The sequence below is a fragment of the Paenibacillus caui genome (assembly GCF_019904135.1).
In the GTDB taxonomy this organism is placed as follows: Bacteria; Bacillota; Bacilli; order Paenibacillales; family Paenibacillaceae; genus Fontibacillus; species Fontibacillus caui.
Genome location: NZ_JAIOGQ010000006.1, coordinates 45,591 through 65,156 on the forward strand (window position 1 = coordinate 45,591; position 19,566 = coordinate 65,156).

Below are 19,566 nucleotides of genomic sequence, written 5' to 3' on the forward strand. Positions count from 1 at the left end.
GGGGAGGAGAGAATTATGGCAACTGAGCCCGTAACAACAGAAGCGGAGAATGACTACGGGAAATTCGTGGAAATCCGCCGTCATCTGCATCAGCATCCGGAGCTGTCGGGCGAGGAGTTTGAAACGACGCGCTTTATCCGTTCACGCCTTGCGGAAGCGGGGATCCGGATTACCGATTATCCGCTGAAGACCGGATTGGTCGCGGAGGTGGGGGGCCTTAAAGAAGGCCCCGTCATCGCACTCCGCGCCGATATTGACGCCCTGCCGGTTCAGGAAGAGACCGGTCTTTCCTTCGCGTCGCTTGTTCCGGGCAAAATGCATGCCTGCGGGCATGATTTTCATACGGCTGCCCTGATCGGCGCCGCATATGTCTTAAAGCGGCGGGAGAGCGAGCTGAAAGGGAGCGTCCGCCTCGTCTTTCAGCCGGCGGAGGAGAAGGCCAAAGGCGCGCAGCAGGTGCTGGACAGCGGAGCGCTGGAGGGAGTGGCGGCCATCTTCGGGATGCACAACAAGCCGGATCTTCCCGTAGGGACGATCGGCATCAAGAGCGGCCCATTGATGGCCGCGGCCGACGGATTCATCGTCGAGGTGGACGGGAAGAGTACCCACGCTGCCGTGCCGGAGGCCGGGCTTGACCCGATTGTGGCGGCGTCCCAAATCGTGACGGCGCTTCAATCGATTGTGAGCCGCAATGTGGGCTCGGGAGAGAGCGCGGTCATCAGCGTAACGAAGTTCCACAGCGGCACGGCCTGGAATGTCGTTCCAGGCAGGGCGGTGCTGGAGGGAACGATCCGCACCTTCGAGGAGAACGTGCGGCTTCGCGTTCTCGAGCGGTTTCAGCAGGTGGTGGAGGGCACAGCCGCCGCCTTCGGCGCTTCGGCGTCCGTCCGCTTGATCGGCGGTCCGCCGCCGGTTCACAATGACGAGGCGCTGGCCCGGCTGGGCGAGGAAGTGGCCGCCGAAGCGGGCTTTCAGGCGGTGACGCCAGTTCCGTCCCCTGCGGGCGAGGACTTCGCCGTGTACCAGCGGCGGCTGCTGGGCTTGTTCGTCTTCATGGGAACCGCCGGTACGCATGAATGGCATCACCCGGCATTCAATCTGGACGAGGCGGCGCTGCCGGTCAGCATCCGCTTCTTCGCGTTGCTGGCGGAGCGAGCTCTGCAGCGCCTGTCCGTCAGCGGGAGCGGGGGTGACCCGCAATAGCAGCTGCAGCCAATACCTACGACGTCATCGTTGTCGGAGCGGGTTCGATGGGCATGAGCGCCGGCTACTATTTGGCGAAGCAGGGAGTACGAACCCTTCTGATTGACGCGTTTGACCCTCCGCACCTTGAGGGCAGCCATCATGGCGAGCCCAGATTGATCCGGCATGCCTACACCGGACATCCAACCTACATCGATCTGGCGCTGCGGGCTCACGAGCTCTGGAACGAGATCGAGGAGCTGACGGGAACGAAGCTGCTTGTGCAGTCCGGCGTGCTGAACATAGCGGACCGGGAGCTGTATTCGTTCGCTTCCCGGGCGGCTGAAGCCGAGCGCAGCCATATAGCCGTGGAGCGGCTGGATGCGGCTGAAATCCGCAGGCGCTGGCCGGGTATCCGCATCCCGGACCGCTTTGAAGCGATGTATGAACCGGCGGCGGGTTACTTGTACAGCGAGCGGTGCCTGGCCGCTTACAGAGAGCTTGCTCTGTCGCATGGAGCAGAGCTCCTGACAGGTACGCCTGTGGGAAACATTTCCGCTGATGCCGGCAGCGTGACGGTTTATACGAAGCGGGGCAATTACCATGCATCGGCGGCGATTGTCAGCGCCGGCGCCTGGTTTCGCTCGCTGTCGCCGTTCCTGGCACTGCCCGTACGGGCAGTGCGCAAGGTTGTCGGCTGGTTCGAAGCGGAAGCTTCTTTCCAGGCCGGGCGCTTTCCGGGCTTCACCTTGAACACCAATGAGGGCGTGTATTACGGGTTCCCCTCTATCGGCGGCGCTGGGCTGAAGATCGGCAGGCATGACACCGGCGAAACCTGGTCGCCCGGAGAGCCGCTTGCGCCATTCGGCAGCCGCGAAGAAGACGAAGGCGATCTTCGCCGCCTGCTGGAAGCTTATATGCCGGGCGCTGCCGGAAAGCTGCTGAAAGGCGCGGTGTGCAAATATGAGCATTCGCCGGATGAGGATTTTATCATCGACCGTCATCCGCTTTACGATCATGTGATCGCTGCCGGAGGCTTTTCCGGCCATGGCTTCAAATTTTCAAGCGTGGTAGGCGAGATTTTGGCAGATCTGATCATCCGCGGCGAAACCCGCCGCAATATCAGCCCGTTCTCGCTTTCCCGTTTTGACAAGGGCACGGGTGAGATCCGGCAGCGGCACCAATTAGGAGGAGATTGAATGAGCGACGTGAATATTGGGGCTTTTTTGGACACTTACGAGCAGCTGCTGGCAGCCGCAGCAGGGCTTGACGAGGAGCAGCTGAGCTGGAAGCAGGCGCCGGAGGTGTGGAGCGTCAAGGAGGTGCTCTCCCACCTGGTGGATCACAGCATTGTGGTCTCTTTCCGGATTCGCGATATTTTGGCCGAAACGACCGTTAGGCTGCCCGCGTTCAACCAGGATGCCTGGGTCAGCGGACAGCATGCCAATGACGGGGATGCCGCGAGCCTGCTGGACACGTTCTATGCTCTCCTGCTGAACAACGCCCGGCTGTTCCGGCGTTTGAGCGCTGCGGAGTGGGAGAAGACCGGCGTCAATGCGAAGGGCGAAACGGTGAGCGTGGCGGACATTGCCGGTCTTTTTATCCGGCATGTCCAGACGCATCTGGGACAAATCGAGCGCATCAAACAGGCTGCCGCAGCAGCTTCCGTGTAGAGGCAGGACTAGGGGCCGTTTAGTTTCAAATCACGATACCGAAACAGACAAGGAGGATGGATCATGGCCAGGCAGAGACAATTAAAGCTCGGAGCTATGCTTCACGGCGTTGGGGGAAGTACGTCGATGTGGCGGCATCCCGATGCGCGGCCGGACGCAAGCGTCAATTTTGAATTGTATAAGCAGTGGGTGCGGAAAGCGGAGTCCGGCAAGCTCGATCTCATTTTCATCGCGGACGGATTGTATATCAATGAAAAATCGATCCCGCATTTTCTGAACCGCTTTGAACCCATTACCATCCTCAGCGCGCTCGCTGCGGTCAGCACCCATATCGGGCTGGTGGGCACCTTGTCCACTTCCTACAGCGAGCCTTTTACCGTTGCCCGCCAGTTCGGCTCCCTCGATATGATCAGCGGCGGACGGGCCGGCTGGAATGTCGTCACATCCCCACTCGAAGGCTCTGCTTTGAATTACGGCAAAAAGGAGCATCCGGACCACGATAAAAGATACAGAATCGCCACCGAATATCTGGAGGTGACGCGTGGTCTGTGGGATTCCTGGGAGGACGACGCTTTTGTTCGGGATAAGGAGTCCGGCGTATTTTTTGACCCGGCGAAAATGCACACGCTGAACCATGCGGGCGAGTTTTTCTCCGTCAAAGGCCCGCTGAACATCGCGCGTTCGAAGCAGGGCCAGCCGGTGATTTTTCAGGCGGGTTCGTCCGAAGTCGGCAAAAATTACGCCGCCAAAGAAGCCGATGCCATCTTCACCGGACAAGAGACGCTGGAGGAAGCGGCCGAGTTTTACCGGGACGTCAAGGGAAGAGCCGCTTCATTCGGACGGAATCCGGATGATGTGCTCATCTTCCCGGGGATCGGACCGATCATCGGGAGCACGGAGGAAGAAGCGGAGCGCAAATACCGCGAGGTTGCCTCGCTGGTGACGATTGAGAACGCCCTGAACTATCTGGGCCGCTTTTTCGAGCATCATGATTTCTCCCAATATCCGCTGGATGAGCCGTTCCCCGATCTAGGCGATCTCGGCAAAAACAGCTTTCAGAGCAGCACGGACAAAATCAAGCGGGATGCCCGGGAGAAAGGGCTTACGCTCCGGCAGGTGGCGCTTCAGTCAGCGACGCCGCGGGGCGGGTTCATCGGCACTCCCGTGCAGGTGGCGGACCGGATTCAGGAGTGGTTTGAGGCGGGAGCGGCCGACGGGTTCATGATTTCGGCCGCCGTACCAAACGGACTGGAGGATTTTGTCGACCGCGTCGTTCCGATTCTGCAGGAGCGCGGACTGTTCCGAACGGAATATGAAAGCGATACGCTGCGGGGCAACTTGGGGCTGGCCGTTCCGGAGAACCGGTATGCGAAGGCAGGCAAAAACAGCAATACAGCCGCCGCCCATGCCTGATCCGGGTTTTAGGGAATGGCGCGGATTGTCGGATGGGTTCTTGATGAGCATCTAGCCTTGAAAGGAGACTTGTACAGGATGAAAGTAGCTTTGTTCAGCCTGATGATGAATCTTCCCAAACGGCTTGACCGAATCGGAGCAGCTGGAGCAGCTGGAGCAGCTTGCATCGTTTTGCCGAGGATGTGATGCCCGTGCTGAAGCAGGAAATTCCGAGTTCCTTTTGGAGCAGCGTTAGTTGTTTTCGCGGCATCCGAAGTGAGGTTTCGGCCCGGTCTTGCCGGGAGGACGATCGTTCTTTCACCAAAGCTATATGAAAAATAGAAACATGCGGCAACCGCCTCCAACATACGGAGAGCGGTTGCCGATTTTTTTGGAGCAAGCAGCCTCTTTGATATCAGCCCAAATGCTACTACAATGGTCGTATATCATTTTATTCGTTGTTTCGTTGATCGGTCATTTGAAACCGTAAATTCCGATATTCAGGGAGGATATGATGAAAACTTCCATCATGACCATCAGGACGGTTAGGCTGAATGGCCGTCCAATACGCGGGGACCAGGGCATCGGGTCGACATGCACCCGTTTAGGCGGCTGCGAGGCGCCGGTCCAGGTTCCGGTTTCGGTTCCGGTATGATGAACCCGGGAGGCTCCGGATCCGGATTGAACCGGTCCAATGAGATGAAGATCATCCCGCTTGGCGATTCGGCGCTAGTCGTGAAATGGGGGGAATCCATCAGCCTGGATACCCATCAGCAGGTCAGACAGTTATCGGATTATCTGCAGGAGCATCCTTTTAAAGGCATGATCGAATATGTGCCGGCCTTTGCGTCGGTAACGATCTATTACGACGGTTTGGAGCTGATGGCAGAATATGCCGATTTGGTGGATCGGGAGGACCGGGACTTTCCGTACCAAATCGCCACAGCTGTCGTAACCCGGATTATGCGGCAGCTTAAGGACATTCCAGTTCAGCCGGCCAGAGTCGTAGAGATTCCCGTTTGCTACGGAGGAGATCTGGGACCGGATCTGGATGTGGTGGCCAAGCACAACGGACTCTCGACGGAAGAAGTCATCGATATTCATACCTCCGCCGATTATCTCGTCTACATGCTTGGTTTTGCCCCGGGATTTGCTTATCTGGGCGGTATGTCGGAGAGAATCGCTGCACCGAGGAGGGAAACACCTAGGCTTTCAATACCGGCAGGTACTGTTGGCATCGCAGGCGGACAGACAGGGGTTTATCCGATAGACACCCCGGGGGGCTGGCAGTTAATCGGCAAGACGCCGACCCGGCTGTTCATTCCGAAGCTCATGCCGCCAACTTTGCTGATGGCAGGGGATATTGTCCGCTTCTATCCGATTTCCCGCAAGGAGTTTGATGAGTGGGAGGGGACGAAGCCATGAGTCTGTTCGTGAATAAGCCAGGGCTTCTGACAACCGTTCAGGACTTGGGCAGATTCGGGGTACAAAAATACGGGGTCATTGCAGGCGGGGCTATGGACACTTTTGCCCTAAGGATGGCCAATTTGCTGGTCGGCAACGAAGAAACGGACGCGGGCCTCGAAATCACCATGCTGGGCCCGGATATCTTAATGGAGCAAACAGCTCTCATCTCAATTTGCGGCGGGGATTTATCCCCGAAGCTGAACGGAAAGCCCCTTCCCTTGTGGAGAACGGTTCTGGCGCCAAAGGGCAGCCGCCTTTCGTTCGGCAAGCTGCGGCAAGGCTGCCGTGCTTATCTCGCCGTTGGCGGGGGACTGGATGTGCCAGTGGAAATGAACAGCCGCACTACCTACCTGAGGGCGGGGATCGGCGGATTTTGCGGCCGCGCCCTGCGTCAAGGCGACCGAATCCCGCTTGGCGCTGCATCCCTTCGCTGTTTGAATTTAATGGGCCTGCTGGCTCGTGAGGCGGATGGGGATTTTGGAGCTGTCAGCCATTGGTCAGTCACCCCGGGCATGCTGCCGCCCTATTCGCCAAACCCGACGGTACGCGTCATTGAGGGAGAAGAATACGGCTTATTTTCTGAAGAAAGCCTGCGCAGTTTCCTGAACGAATGGTACGATGTGCTGCCGCAATCGGACCGGATGGGCTACCGCTTCACGGGCAGCAAGCTTACCCTCAGGGAAAAGACGGAGCTGATTTCGTCCGCCGTAACCTTCGGAACGGTGCAGGTGCCGTCTGACGGATATCCGATCGTATTGATGGCTGACCGTCAAACGACGGGAGGCTATCCCAAAATCGCCCAGGTGATCACGGCGGATTTGCCTTTGCTTGCTCAGGTAAACCTGGGAGGACATGTACGGTTTCGCCTCATCTCCCTGAGGGAAGCCCAGAAACAGTACGTCGCCCGGGAGAGGGCGATCCGGACGCTGCGCAGCGGACTGGAGCAACTGCAGAAGTAGGCGAAAGACGGGCGGAGCGCCGGATTTGATTGAATCCACAACGACGAGGGGAGGCAAAAGCAATATGACAAGCCAGATGAAGGCAGTGGATTTGAACTGCGATATGGGGGAAAGCTTCGGTGCTTACAGGCTGGGAAGGGACAGCGAGATTTTGAAATTCGTGACCTCCGTAAGTATCGCCTGCGGCTTTCATGCGGGAGATCCGGCTACCATGCGCCGAACGGTAAAGCTGGCGCTGGAGCATGATGTGGCGATTGGAGCCCATCCCGGACTTCAGGACCTGGTCGGCTTCGGGCGCAGGGAGATGGATATTTCGCCGGAAGAAGCTCATGATATAGTCGTCTATCAAATTGGATCACTGTGGGGATTTGTACGGGCGGAAGGGGCGAAGCTCCAGCATGTGAAGCCGCATGGCGCCCTGTATAATATGGCGGCCCGCAATGCCGGGCTGGCCGAAGCGATTGCGGAAGCGGTGTACAGCGTTGACCCTGAGCTTATTCTGTTCGGCCTTGCCGGAAGCGAGCTGATCAGGGCAGGGGAAAAGGCCGGACTGCGGACAGCAAGCGAGGTATTCGCAGACCGTACCTATCAATCAGACGGTTCGCTCACCGCTAGACGGCTTCCGGATGCGATGATCACCGATGACCGGCAATCGGTTAATCAGGTGATCCGTATGGTTTCCGAAGGAAAGGTGCTCTCGCAGCAAAATACGGATGTGCCCATTCAGGCCGATACGATCTGTATCCATGGCGATGGCGCTCATGCGGTAGATTTTGCGGGGAAAATCCGCAGCTCCTTGTCGGAAGCCGGCATTGTCGTCCAGCAGGTGGGCTTGACACTTAAACTGTAGAGCACAGCATATGGGTCCTCCTTTCTTCACGTTTGCCTGTCAAATGCCGGGTGGACATAGTCAGCCGGAAGGACGCGGGCAGAACCCCCGTATCTCGGTCTGGCCTTGACATGACAGAGTGTGAACCAACAAAGAACATGCGAAAGCCTTACGCTCTTTGTTTGCTTCACCAAAGCAAACTGACAACCAAATATGGTAAAATGATTGGGCTAATATACATTCGCTTCGGCTTACCCGGGATGACCGCGTTCTGCCGGTCATTTCCAGGCAAGCTGCAGCTGATAGAAGGAGAACGAGATGCAGTCTATCGAACCGTCCCGAATACAGCTTATGATCGACCAATTCGTGAATCAGGACCTATATATTCATCTTGAAATGACAACCGGAGCCTACGCTGCCCACCTGGACAGCTCCAAGCATCCTGCCGCCAATTTTATCACCAACGCCGTAATCCGGTATTCCCATGGCGGGATATCCGGGAGCGGACCGTACCGGGTCGGTCTGAAAATGGACCGGGGCTGGATCTACGCGGAAGGGCTCACCCATTATGAAGAGAGCGAGTCCGATAGGCTGATCATGGCGGGCCATGACAACGAGGGCAAGCTGGTCGTGGCTTTGCAGCTGTCCCGGGAGCCTTTTTAATGAATGAGGAGATGAAACCTTAAGATGGAACAGCAAGTACTTGTAATCCTGCCGCATCCTGATGATGAAGCCTTTGGCGTCTCCGGAACGCTGGCCAAGCTTTTGCATAACGGAGCCAAGGTGACCTATGCGTGTTTGACATTGGGAGAAATGGGCCGGAATATGGGCATTCCGCCTTTTGCCAGCCGGGTAACCCTCCCTGCCATACGGAAGAAAGAGCTTGAGGCGTCCTGCCGGGCCATCGGGATACAGGATCTGCGGATACTCGGCTTTCATGACAAGATGATCGAATTTGAGGACCAGGATGCGCTGAATGCAAGCATCGACGCACTCCTTCAGGAGCTTCGGCCTTCGCTTGTCATTACTTTCTACCCCGGATACAGCGTTCATCCCGATCACGACGCATGCGGAGCGGCGGTGATTCGAAGCGTAGGCAAGCTGCCCCGGAACGAGAGACCTGTCGTCCATTGCGTGGCTTTCTCCAAAAACTGCGAGGAGGAGCTGGGCAAGCCGGATGTAACGGTGGATGTCAAGGACTTTCTGAAGCAAAAAATGGAGTCGATGCAGGCCCACAAGTCCCAATTCCAGGCTGCCGAGCTGCTGGGCCGGAAGAAGCTGAACGATCAGGAAATCCGGCGGCGTTTCGGAACGGAGGGCTACTGGACGTACAAATTTGAAAGCTGATTTCTGCCAGTCTGTAGTTATAGTAGATGCCGGTCTTAAGCCGTCATGCTTATGCCGGCATTTGACTCATGCTTAGGATACTGGAGATACTCCGGGATTGCGGTTGACATCGAAAATAAATGATGATATATAAAAAAGAGGGTTAGCACTCGTCTTGTCAGAGTGCTAACGAAGCTCGTCAAACGTTACATATTTCTTATTCTTATTAGCAATGACCCGCTTGGGTCTATCTTTTTCAAAAAAAGTTAGAAAGGGGATTTCTCTTCCATGGCAAAAATGGAGTTTAAGGCCGAATCCAAACGTTTGCTGGACATGATGATTCATTCCATCTATACGCAGAAAGAAATTTTTCTGAGAGAGCTCATTTCCAACAGCAGCGATGCTATCGACAAAATTTACTACAAAGCGCTGACGGACGATCAACTGACGTTTAATAAAGAGGACTACTACATTAAAGTAACGGCAGACAAGGCAACCCGGACGCTAAAGATTTCCGATACGGGGATCGGGATGACGAAGGAAGAGCTGGAGAATAACCTCGGCGTTATCGCCAAGAGCGGCTCGCTTGCTTTCAAGAACGAAACCGAGCTTAAAGACGGCTACAATATCATCGGCCAGTTCGGCGTTGGTTTCTACTCCGCGTTTATGGCAGCGGATACCGTTACGGTAATCAGCAAACCGCTGGGCAGCGACGAAGCTTTCAAATGGGAGTCCGAGGGAGCCGACGGGTATACGATTGTGCCTGCCGAGAAGGATTCCGTCGGAACCGACATCATTCTTAAAATCAAAGAAAACACCGAAGATGAGCAGTACGATGAGTTTTTGGAGGAGTATGGATTAAGATCGATCATCAAGAAATATTCCGACTTCATCCGCTACCCGATCAAGATGGATGTGACCAGACAAAGAGCGGTGGAAGGCAAAGAGGGCGAGTTCGAGGATTATTCCGAAGAGCAGACGGTGAACAGCATGGTTCCGATCTGGCGCCGAAATAAAAACGAGCTTAAGGACGAGGATTACGAAAGCTTTTATTTTGAGAAAAGATACGGCTTTGACAAGCCTTTGAAGCATATCCATATCAGCGCCGACGGTGCCGTTGTGTATCATGCGATTCTTTTCATCCCGGAAAATACACCGTTCGACTATTACACCAAAGAATACGAAAAGGGACTCGAGCTGTATTCGAACGGCGTACTGATCATGAACAAGTGTGCGGACCTGCTGCCTGACTATTTCAGCTTCGTCAAAGGGATGGTCGATTCGGAGGATCTCTCGCTCAATATTTCTCGGGAAATGCTGCAGCATGACCGGCAGCTCAAGCAAATCGCGAAGAACATCAAAAATAAAATCAAAAGCCAGCTGCTCGGCATGCTGAAGGATGAAAGAGAGAACTACGAAAAGTTCTACAAATCGTTCGGCAGACAGTTGAAATACGGTGTTTACAGCGATTATGGCGCCAACAAGGATGACCTTCAGGATCTGCTGCTGTTCTACTCTTCCAAAGAGAAAAAGCAGGTATCGCTGGGCGAATACGTAGCGCGCATGCCTGAAGATCAGAAATATATTTATTACGCAACCGGCGATTCCATCGAGCGGATCGACAAGCTGCCGCAAACCGAGCTGGTGGCGGATAAGGGCTATGAAATTCTTTATTTGACCGACGACATCGACGAATTTGCGCTTAAATCGATTATGAGCTACAAGGACAAGGAATTTAAGTCCGTTTCCAGCGGCGACCTCGGCATCGAATCCGATGAAAGTGAGAAATCCGCCGAAGCGGAAGAGAACGAAAACAAAGATCTGTTCGCATCCATGGCAGCGATCCTGGAGGGCAAAGTGAAGGAAGTCAAGGCGTCCAAGCGGCTGAAAAGCCATCCGGTCTGCCTGAGTAGCGAGGGCGAGCTTTCGATCGAAATGGAAAAGGTCCTCCGGTCCATGCCGAACGGTCAGGATGTTAAAGCGGACAAGGTGCTGGAGATCAACGTCCATCATCAGGTGTTCCAATCCTTGAAGGATGCTTTCGATAAAGACAAAGAGAAACTGAACCTGTATACGAATCTGCTGTACAATCAAGCCCTTCTGATCGAAGGATTGCCGATTCAGGATCCGGTTGAATTTACGAACGATATTTGCAAGGTTATGGTATAGGCCGTTTTAAATGCAGGAGCCGTCCCTCGAGGGACGGCTTTTTGGTTTTATCCCTCTCCCTACCGTAGAAACGTAATTTCAATGTGGTTGTAGTAGTCCTGCAGCGCTTTTCGCATGATACGATCCTGGTTCTTTAAGTCATTCATCTTCATCAGTCCATTTTCGTATAAAATGTTGAAGCAGTTTTTTTCTCGCCCTTGCCAAACGCTGGGTAAGGACAGGCTCAGTCACGTTTAGCTCCCGACAGATTTCTCGATACGACTTTCCCCCCACATAAAATAGGAGCAAAACCGTTCGATATTCAGATTTTAACTCGTCCATTGCCTGATATAGAAGTTCATCTCTTTCTCTGGATTCGACTTCGTTTGCCACACTCAATTCATCGAAGGCCGCATAACTTATATGACCGTAAGGTTCGGCAAAAATCTGACGGTCCCTTTTTATTTTTCTTAAATAATCCAAGGCGGTATTGCGAGTCAGTTGTTTGATCCAGGCGGGGATGTTATCGTCGGATTGCATTTTGGGACCCTTGGTTATAGCTTTCATGAAAGCATCCTGGATAATATCCTCCGTAAGCGCATGGTCACGAACTATAAAATACGTATCCCGGTAAATGAAATGGTAAAAGGAACGGTAGACCAACTCTTGAATTGTGGCATCAAGGTCGTCCGGTGGACTTCGTAGAAAATAAAACCATTGTTCCATAATACTCCCCCGAATATTTAATAGGAGCCGGAAAGAGTTTTCTCGGCATCAACCTTACTCTAAGTATATACCAACGTTGGAAATATGAGGAATTATTTAAAAAGGTCTCAAACAGATGAAATTTCATCGGAGTTGATGGGCATATCAGTCGTTAGAAAGTGGAGAGTGTAAACGTTTAATAAGTATACACCTAGATTAGGAAGTGCAGACATCCCGACAAGTTCGAAAGGAGGTAGGCGCTTTCATCATTTTGTAAGACAGACAACCTCCCTGAAACATTCCGACATCATCGAACGTTAGGGATGAAAACGAGTGTTTTGGGAAGGGAAACGGGTCGTTTAAGGTTTGATTTACAATAGTATTCTGCCAACGAACAGGAGGGAAGATCGATGTTGAAAAAAGCAAAGGTTTTACACGCCCTAGTTTTCGTCTCGGTGTTTTTCTTTACTTTTGGGTCATATGCGTTTGCCTATAATAATGCAGATAATATGTGCGGGACATGGAGTTCACCAGGAAGCATCGACTACAGATTTATTACAGATACGCCGAGCGATTATAGGACCATCTTTGGAACCGCGGTCGTAGGATGGAACAATACTCCAACCAAAATCAATTTGTATCATGACTACTCCGAGAAATCATTTAATCTTTTTGGAATTTACAACGAGGAAGGTTCCAATATGGGGCGCGCGTTCCTGTATTGCACCATCTTTACTTCCAAAGCCAATAACGGAACAGCGGGCTTAAATAATTTGTGGTTTTATAATTACTCGGGTTCCTTAAACAAGACTAATCTGCAAATCAATACAGCATTACATGAAATCGGTCACTTTATTGGTTTAGGTCACTCGACTGTCTCACCTACTGTAATGTGGGCAACCGGGCTGTACACGGATACAGTACCTTTGCAAGATGATATTAATGGCGTCAATGCGCTATATCCTTAAAATAAAGGGGGGAAACTTTCATGCAGGCTAAAGCGATTAAAAGCATCGGTTTGACGGCATTAGCGGCGGTTCTGCTAGCAACGCTGGCTTATACAGGATTCAAGCAACTAAACCGTTCACATGGAGAAACAAGAAATGCGACGGCAGTTACGATTGATGCTGCTTTGGATACTTCTCCAGTGGTCGTTATCGGAAAAGTTATAAATGGGGAAGGCAAGCCCCGGAATCTAAGAAGGGATTCCGTAGATCCAACCAAAGAGGACCAAAGTGTCAGTGTCCCTGGTACAGATTATGTTGTGAAAGTAAGCAAAGTTTTAAAAGGTGATTTAAAGCCTAACAGTAACATCAATGTTGCAGTTCCTGGTGGTAGCTATAAAGGAGAGACATCTAGCTTACGCGCTACCCTGGTTCAAGGGGAAGAATATGTGTTTGCGTTAGCGAAATCTCCTTCCGGCCCAACAAGTTATTATGGCATGATCGAACCGTATATTTTCCAGTTAAAAAACAATAAAGTCGTAGCCATCATCAATGACAATAAGATAAAGTCTGCATTTAAGGAAACGAATATTTCTGAAGCGGAACTGATCAACAAATTGACGAAATGAGCCCTTGTTTATCCTGAAAGCAGCTACTTCGGTATGCTGCTTTTTTGGTACGCCACGCATGTCGATTAGCTAGGTTCCGACCCGGGAACAAGAACATCATCAGGCATAAGTTATGGGATGAGTCTGGTCAATGAATGAGATGGTGGAGGAGCTGAACCCGAAGATACAAGGATGGAAGAACTACTACAAACTAGACTCCTTCGCTGATAAATTCCTGAACAAAATCGATTGGTACATTCGAAAGCGCCTCACCTTGTTCTGGAACAAGAAACGCAATCGACGTAACAAATACAGCAAGTCTAGGCAAGCGACCGTGGCGGCACAGCTTGCAGGACTTAAGAAGCTCGCCAATTAAGGAAAGTACCGTAACGCTGAAGGAAGAAGAACATCGGAAAGCCGGATGAGGGAAAACTCCCTCCGGTTTGATGAAGGGGGAGCTGGAAAAGTAAAAGGAGGACAATCGCCCTCCAATGAAATTTCAGTTCTCTACTCTACGATCTTATTTTAAAAATAGGCTGATTATTCGGGTGAGTTGTTATATAGTGGTTAAGGAACTTACATTTCGATATAAAGAAGGTACTCATTCTTGAAGTTATTTGTACGCGAGAGGCAGTTTTACAAAACATTCTTTAGTCTGACACTGATTATCGGGCTGCAAAATATGATTTCGTTCGGGGTCAACCTGTCGGACAATGTGATGCTAGGCGGTTACAGCGAAGCGGCGCTATCGGGCGTGGCGCTTGCCAACCAGATTCAATTTTTGCTGCAAATGCTTGTCATGGGCGCAGGCGAAGGTGTGGTGATTCTGGCTTCACGGTCCTGGGGGGCGAAGGATACGCTGCTGATCCGGAAAGTGGCCGGCATCGGGATGCGGATTGCCCTTTTCCTCAGTCTTGTGCTGTGGGTTATCGTGTTTTTCTTCCCTCACGGTTCGCTGTCCCTGTTCACCAGTGATGAAAGCGTCCTTTCCGAAGGCGTGAAATATGTGCGGATCATCTGTTTCTCATACGTCTTTTTTGCGGTGACCAATATTCTGCTCGCTTCCTTGCGAAGCGTTGAAACCGTTAGGATCGGATTTATGGTTTCACTCTCAACCTTGATGATCAACCTGTGTTTGAATTATGTATTGATCTACGGCAAGCTGGGATTCCCGGCGCTTGGCGTACGAGGCTCGGCCATCGCGACCCTTATCGCCAGAATTATAGAGTGCCTCATCGTTGTCACGTTCATCAAAGGTTTCGATGCCAAAATCCGCTTGAAGCTGCGGGATTTTCTGAATATGGACAGGGAGCTGCTCAAGCAATACATTAAGGTGGGTTCGCCTATTTTGATGTCCAACACGGTTTGGGGATTTGCCATGGGGGCACAGACGGCGATCCTGGGCCACATGGGGGCGGCTTCCATCGCTGCGAACAGCATTGCCACGACGATCTTTCAAATCGCAACGGTAATCGCCTATGCTTCAGCAAGTGCAACATCCGTCGTTATTGGCAAAACGATCGGCGAAGGCCGAATGGAGAGGATCAAGCCCTACGCCAAAACGCTGCAGATGCTGTATCTCATCATCGGCCTTTGCACGGGGATCGTTTTATTCGCCGGCAAAGGATTTGTGCTGAACTTTTATACGATCACGGATGATGCGAAAGCTCTAGCCCTTCAGTTCATGACGGTTTTGTCCGTCACAGTGGTCGGAACCGCCTATCAGATGCCGGCGCTAACGGGAATGGTCAGAAGCGGCGGGGATACGAGGTTCGTGCTGTATAATGACTTTATTTTTATGTGGCTCGTTGTTCTGCCGTCTTCCGCCCTGTGCGCATTCGTATGGAACCTGCCTCCGCTCGTTATATTTATTTGCCTTAAATCGGACCAGATTCTCAAGTGCTTTGTAGCGCTTGTCAAAGTAAACCGGTACAGATGGATCAGGATGTTCGGTTCATGACCCTCAGCCTACCGTCATCACTTCGTATTCCGCCGAAAGCTCGATAAAGCGCTTCATGGTGGAAATTTCTCCGGCTTCCAGCTTATCCGCTATGCCGTAATAATCCACGCACGTTTTGCAGGCCAGAACGGGAACGCCCTTATGCTGCAGCTCCTTTAAATGAAGGGAGGCGAGCGACATGTCCGTTAGAGCCAGAACTCCCCGATTCACGCAAAATACGGCTGCGGGCAAGCCTTCCTCCTGTTTGATTAGCGAGAAAAAGGATTCGAGGATCGTCTTGCCAAGCTCCTCGTCACCATGTCCCCAGCTGTCCGTAGTCAATAGGATCACTTTGTTTTTCATTCGAAAGAACCTCCTTGAAATGTTGAAAATAAAATTCGTGAATCCGGCGTAAAGTCGTTAATCTTCGAGCAGCCCCAGCTCCTGCGCTGCCATCCGCGGCCCGCGCCCTGTATTCAAGCACGGCTTGAAGAATCGAGATCTCGACAATGCTTGTGAGCTGCTGCTCCCTTGCTGTCTGGGGCTTTAGCAGCTCCAGCAGCCGGAGAGCTTCGGCTTCCTTGCGCAGTCTCGCGTTTGCCCCCGGGCTTGATCGAATCGGTAAGCCTGTCCCGCGGGGCCAGATGCTCTTTGAGAACGGGAAGGGTGATCTTTGTTTTTAGGATTAGGGAATCAGTTGTAAGATTCATAGTTTCCTCTCGAAATACGACAATAACTGTCATTTGGTCTGACCGGATTTTTGTGCTAGCAGAATGAACCAAGACTTAGGCGAAAGTTTGACTTGTAAGCCCTATGTTTCGGAATATTGATCGACTTTCCTGGTTCCTTCTATATAATTATATGAAAAAAATAGTAAAAAGTTAACGCTTGCGAATTGTCAGATTCATAGTCGTACGGAAAAATACAATTGTTCGGGAAGTCCCAAACTTGAGCTTGATAAACATAAGCATGCTGCCTATTTTTCCTGTATTTGGTGTTTTTGTCTACCGCCAAGTGGTTAATCATCCAGTCCGGGCAGGCGTAAATCACGTAATTATAAGCGAATATCCAATATTGCTTGACGATCCTGTTGGAATCTAAAGGATGTAACATCCGCTTCAGAATTATCCGGCAGAGAGGAAGGAGGATAACGAAGATGAAGAAATCAGGATATGCAAAGGTTGGCAAACGGGCAGCCCGGACCCGAAAAATTCGTCTTGCAAGGAAGAGGCACTTCCGAAAAACAGCCCGTTATAAATACAAATACCCCGCCCCCTGGATGCTGCGCAACATCAGGAGGCGAAGAAAGCGCCACGGAGAGAGACCGGGTTGCAAACCGCTAGCCTTCACTCACTATCGAACAATAGTCGGGCCTTCCGGACCGCGAGGCTTGCAAGGCCTTCAAGGAATTCGGGGTCCTTCAGGATTGCCGGGCCCGGCAGGACCACAGGGCCATCCAGGACGACAAGGACGACAAGGACCACAAGGACCACAAGGACCGGCAGGGGCTCAGGGGCAGCAAGGCCCCTCGGGCCCCCGGGCTTGCAAGGTCCTGCCGGGGCTCCAGGCTCCCCAGGCCCGGCAGGACCTGAGGGGGTGCCGGGCCCTCCAGGGCCAATAGGCCCGCAAGGGCAGCCCGGTGATATAATCCTCGGCGTTTCAATCACTCCGACCGTAAACAGGTATTTATATATTCCACCCGCCAACATCGACTTGGCTTTTCCCGCCTCTATACCCGCAACCGAATTTTCAGATGATAGCGGAGCGGCCGTGCCCTTCTTTCAAGGACTTGGCCTAGGCAGCTGCAGCGACCTGTACATCAACGGAATCTTGCAGCCGGGCGGAATATACAGCGTCTGTCCCCAGGCTCTGAATTTGAATCCGGTAGGCGGCGTCATTAACGCAGGAAAACCTGTAATTCTAAAAATTGTTGAAATAACGGCTCAGATACTTCCTTAAAAATGGTAATTTCCATCAAGGGAAAGGGCCTTCCATATTCAGCGTCTTCGGCATCTCATGAAGTATGGAAGGGAGGTGCAAACATGCCTATCGTTCAACCATTTTTAAATAGCGTACGGTTTTCTTCAACGGCCTCAGCCGGAACGGGGACGGGCGCAACATTCGCCATAGCCGCAACGGCGTTTACGAATGATGCCGGGGTGGCAGCTACCGCTTTTCCGGCGGCCTTTTCCTTTTACAATCTTTATCTGAACGGCATTCTTCAAACGGCCGATACTTCAAGCGTAACGACCACTTCCATTACCATTCCGGGCGGAGACGTGCTTAGCGGCGGATCTCCGGTAGTCGTGGAATTTGTCGTAACTTAACGGAAAAATTTTGGCAATTCCGCAAAGTTCGACTTAGACGTTTTGCTAAGCAGCAGTCAAGTTTCTCGGGACATGCCAGAACTGCCAAAAACGGATACCTCCCTTCAGGGGTATCCGTTTTTTGTGCGAGGACGGCTTTGCCTTTTTTTTCATGCTTGCTTTACGTTGCATTTATTTTCAGGTATTTAGTACTATGGAAAAATATGTAAAGAAATATTATACTTTGGTAGGCCAAACGATGCAGGATGGTACGTTTGATTGACCGGAATATAGGAATTTGGATTCTAAAATCGAATGTAAGCGCTTTTTGTAAAAGGTGAGTCTTGTTATCAATTTCCTTTTTATGTATGATCCAGTTAAACCTAGTACACAGGGCCGAAAATTCGGTACTGCAAAGAGAGAATAGGGTGGTGAGATGAAAACCAAGTCAGCCCTGGAATACAGGACATGGTTATTTGCCCGTTACGGTTCGCTGTCCCTAATATCGCTTGTTTATTTAGTTGATCGTTCGAACACTTCCCTTATTACCAGGCTGGCCGTCATTGCCTTGCTTGTCCTATCCGTCAACGTAGCTGTCAGAATTTATCAGCATTGCCGCACGAGTCCGTTTGCCTTGAGGTTTGCCGTCATCATGGAGATGATCGGTGTTGTTTTGCTGCTGCTTCCGACAGGGGGAATGGACAGTCCCTTCAAGTGGTACGCGCTCAACCCACTGATGGTTGCCTCGGAACTTCTGTCCTCGTTATTTGCCTGGAGTCTTCTTGTCAGTTATATCGGTATTATTGGCATCATTTTTTATATTTTTTTCAATTTTGCGCCTGAAAATTTTCCTGCCTTCGCAGCAGAGAATACGGGGCTTATCGCCGCACTGGTCGTAACCGTTGTCGCCATGCAGATGATCGGCCGGATGATCGGCGAGCTGGAGAAGGCAAATGCGCGAACCGACGAAACGCTGGAACATATCAAATCCATTTATCACATCGTAGAAACAGCAAGCCAACATGAATTTATGAACATCGGACAAGTCATTGCGGATTGTGTCGTCAAGCTGACAAAACTGAACAAGGCGTTTTTCTGGTTCGCCCAAAGAGCGGGTGAAACCGTTCCTGCCAGCCGGCAGACCGGATGGATGTCAACGGAAGAAAGCCTCTTGTTCGCCTATTTGGAAGAACACCTGGAGGAATGGAGAAGAAACGATGAGCCTTTTTACCGGAATTTAGACGATTTTGGGGACTTTCTTTTGATGCCGGTACGGATGAATACCCGCTTTGTAGGCATGATAGGCGTTAGGCTGGAGTCCGTCGAAAGGGCGGAGGCGAGCAGGTGGCTTGCCCAGCAGCTCATTCTTCTTCAGGAGCTCAGCTCCATTATTTTAGAGCGTCATGAGCTTGTGATTACGGAGAATCGCCTGATGATCATCAACGAACAGAACCGGATTGCCGACGAGATGCATGACAGCGTATCCCAAAGCCTGTTCGGCATTGTATATGCTGCGCATTCGCTGAAGCAGGTTTGGCGTCAGCTGACGGAAGAACAGCTTGAAGAACAAATCGATCTCATTAAAGAAAGCGCTACGATGGTTGCCAAAGATCTGCGCAAAACCATTCACAGCCTAAGCTCCAAGAAAAGCGGAGGCCAGAACTGGCTGGGGACGGTAAGAACCCATCTCAACACGCTGTCCCGGCTGAATGACGTGGAGATCGACCTTCGGGTAAGCGGGGACGATTACGGCCTGCCTTACCCTTATCAAAAGGCGCTTTTTCGCGTCATTTCGGAAGCAACCGGCAATGCTATTCGCCATGGCAAAGCCCGGCTGGTTCGCGTGGATATGTCTTTGCGGCCGGAGCTTGTCAAGCTGTCGGTTACGGACAACGGGTCCGGCTTTGAAGTTGAGCGATTACCCAAAAAGGAGAATGAAAACGGACTCGGAATGCATAATATGCGTTATTTAACCAAGTCGCTTGGAGGAGATATCAGCATATCCAGCCACGTTGGGGCGGGAACAAAAATTGAATTATCGATCCCTGTCGGCGTACTTGAATACAAATAAAGTTCGCTTAGGAGGCT

General features: G+C 51.9%; 21 protein-coding genes. 18 read left to right on the plus strand and 3 right to left on the minus strand.

The genetic code is table 11. The features are described from left to right. The first annotated feature begins 15 nt into the window (after positions 1-15). The 11 genes from K7397_RS05190 to htpG all read left to right on the plus strand — a co-directional run bounded on the left by K7397_RS05190 (position 16) and on the right by htpG (position 10,997). Positions 16-1,203, plus strand: coding sequence for an amidohydrolase (locus K7397_RS05190; protein ID WP_223066886.1), 1,188 nt, complete (start codon positions 16-18; stop codon positions 1,201-1,203). Then, complete coding sequence (gene solA, locus K7397_RS05195) at positions 1,200-2,381, plus strand: N-methyl-L-tryptophan oxidase (protein WP_337926678.1); 1,182 nt, start codon at positions 1,200-1,202, stop codon at positions 2,379-2,381. Before K7397_RS05190 ends, solA begins: the two co-directional genes overlap by 4 nt. Next, positions 2,382-2,855: a DinB family protein gene (locus K7397_RS05200; protein WP_223066888.1), complete on the plus strand. Its 474-nt coding sequence runs from the start codon at positions 2,382-2,384 to the stop codon at positions 2,853-2,855. Between the two features lie 63 nt (positions 2,856-2,918). Then, positions 2,919-4,268: an LLM class flavin-dependent oxidoreductase gene (locus K7397_RS05205; RefSeq protein ID WP_223066889.1), complete on the plus strand. Its 1,350-nt coding sequence runs from the start codon at positions 2,919-2,921 to the stop codon at positions 4,266-4,268. Between the two features lie 490 nt (positions 4,269-4,758). Next, positions 4,759-4,902 (plus strand): hypothetical protein, encoded by a 144-nt coding sequence (locus K7397_RS05210; RefSeq protein ID WP_223066890.1) that lies wholly within the window; start codon positions 4,759-4,761, stop codon positions 4,900-4,902. Between the two features lie 44 nt (positions 4,903-4,946). After that, on the plus strand, positions 4,947-5,672 hold the full coding sequence (gene pxpB / locus K7397_RS05215) for a 5-oxoprolinase subunit PxpB (protein WP_223066975.1): 726 nt from the start codon (positions 4,947-4,949) through the stop codon (positions 5,670-5,672). Further along, entirely contained in the window at positions 5,669-6,673 is a 1,005-nt protein-coding gene (locus K7397_RS05220) for a 5-oxoprolinase subunit C family protein (RefSeq protein ID WP_273545576.1), read from the plus strand. The genes pxpB and K7397_RS05220 overlap by 4 nt, the downstream gene beginning before the upstream one ends. A gap of 76 nt (positions 6,674-6,749) precedes the next feature. Next, on the plus strand, positions 6,750-7,523 hold the full coding sequence (locus tag K7397_RS05225; protein WP_223066977.1) for a LamB/YcsF family protein: 774 nt from the start codon (positions 6,750-6,752) through the stop codon (positions 7,521-7,523). 297 nt (positions 7,524-7,820) lie between these two features. Beyond that, a complete protein-coding gene (locus K7397_RS05230; protein ID WP_223066891.1) occupies positions 7,821-8,165 on the plus strand; it encodes a YojF family protein in 345 nt (114 codons plus the stop codon). A 24-nt stretch (positions 8,166-8,189) separates the two neighbouring features. After that, positions 8,190-8,849 (plus strand): bacillithiol biosynthesis deacetylase BshB2, encoded by a 660-nt coding sequence (gene bshB2 / locus K7397_RS05235; RefSeq protein WP_223066892.1) that lies wholly within the window; start codon positions 8,190-8,192, stop codon positions 8,847-8,849. A 267-nt stretch (positions 8,850-9,116) separates the two neighbouring features. After that, positions 9,117-10,997 (plus strand): molecular chaperone HtpG, encoded by a 1,881-nt coding sequence (gene htpG, locus K7397_RS05240; RefSeq protein ID WP_223066893.1) that lies wholly within the window; start codon positions 9,117-9,119, stop codon positions 10,995-10,997. Positions 10,998-11,135: 138 nt separating this feature from the next. Here htpG and K7397_RS05245 read toward each other — a convergent pair whose 3' ends face one another. Further along, entirely contained in the window at positions 11,136-11,702 is a 567-nt protein-coding gene (locus tag K7397_RS05245) for an RNA polymerase sigma factor (protein ID WP_223066894.1), read from the minus strand. Between the two features lie 389 nt (positions 11,703-12,091). Here K7397_RS05245 and K7397_RS05250 point away from each other — a divergent pair, with 389 nt between their 5' ends. The 4 genes from K7397_RS05250 to K7397_RS05265 all read left to right on the plus strand — a co-directional run bounded on the left by K7397_RS05250 (position 12,092) and on the right by K7397_RS05265 (position 15,193). Continuing rightward, on the plus strand, positions 12,092-12,649 hold the full coding sequence (locus K7397_RS05250; RefSeq protein WP_223066895.1) for a matrixin family metalloprotease: 558 nt from the start codon (positions 12,092-12,094) through the stop codon (positions 12,647-12,649). A 20-nt stretch (positions 12,650-12,669) separates the two neighbouring features. Next, positions 12,670-13,254 (plus strand): hypothetical protein, encoded by a 585-nt coding sequence (locus K7397_RS05255; protein ID WP_223066896.1) that lies wholly within the window; start codon positions 12,670-12,672, stop codon positions 13,252-13,254. Positions 13,255-13,384: 130 nt separating this feature from the next. After that, on the plus strand, positions 13,385-13,609 hold the full coding sequence (locus K7397_RS05260; RefSeq protein WP_223066897.1) for a group II intron maturase-specific domain-containing protein: 225 nt from the start codon (positions 13,385-13,387) through the stop codon (positions 13,607-13,609). Between the two features lie 231 nt (positions 13,610-13,840). Beyond that, complete coding sequence (locus tag K7397_RS05265) at positions 13,841-15,193, plus strand: MATE family efflux transporter (RefSeq protein ID WP_223066898.1); 1,353 nt, start codon at positions 13,841-13,843, stop codon at positions 15,191-15,193. A 3-nt stretch (positions 15,194-15,196) separates the two neighbouring features. On the opposite strand, the gene K7397_RS05270 is transcribed toward K7397_RS05265, so the two are convergent. Together K7397_RS05270 and K7397_RS05275 are read right to left on the minus strand one after the other, a co-directional pair. Continuing rightward, a complete protein-coding gene (locus K7397_RS05270) occupies positions 15,197-15,535 on the minus strand; it encodes a DsrE family protein (RefSeq protein WP_223066899.1) in 339 nt (112 codons plus the stop codon). Positions 15,536-15,648: 113 nt separating this feature from the next. Beyond that, positions 15,649-15,882, minus strand: a complete 234-nt coding sequence (locus K7397_RS05275) for a hypothetical protein (RefSeq protein WP_223066900.1) — start codon at positions 15,880-15,882, stop codon at positions 15,649-15,651. An 886-nt stretch (positions 15,883-16,768) separates the two neighbouring features. On the opposite strand from K7397_RS05275, the gene K7397_RS22135 reads away from it, so the two are divergent. The 3 genes from K7397_RS22135 to K7397_RS05290 all read left to right on the plus strand — a co-directional run bounded on the left by K7397_RS22135 (position 16,769) and on the right by K7397_RS05290 (position 19,549). Beyond that, positions 16,769-17,131 carry a DUF4183 domain-containing protein gene (locus tag K7397_RS22135; protein ID WP_223066901.1) on the plus strand — a complete coding sequence of 121 codons (363 nt, stop codon included), beginning with the start codon at positions 16,769-16,771 and terminating at the stop codon, positions 17,129-17,131. 83 nt (positions 17,132-17,214) lie between these two features. Beyond that, positions 17,215-17,499, plus strand: a complete 285-nt coding sequence (locus K7397_RS05285; RefSeq protein WP_223066902.1) for a DUF4183 domain-containing protein — start codon at positions 17,215-17,217, stop codon at positions 17,497-17,499. Positions 17,500-17,914: 415 nt separating this feature from the next. Then, positions 17,915-19,549 (plus strand): sensor histidine kinase, encoded by a 1,635-nt coding sequence (locus tag K7397_RS05290; RefSeq protein WP_223066903.1) that lies wholly within the window; start codon positions 17,915-17,917, stop codon positions 19,547-19,549. Positions 19,550-19,566: the final 17 nt, after the last annotated feature.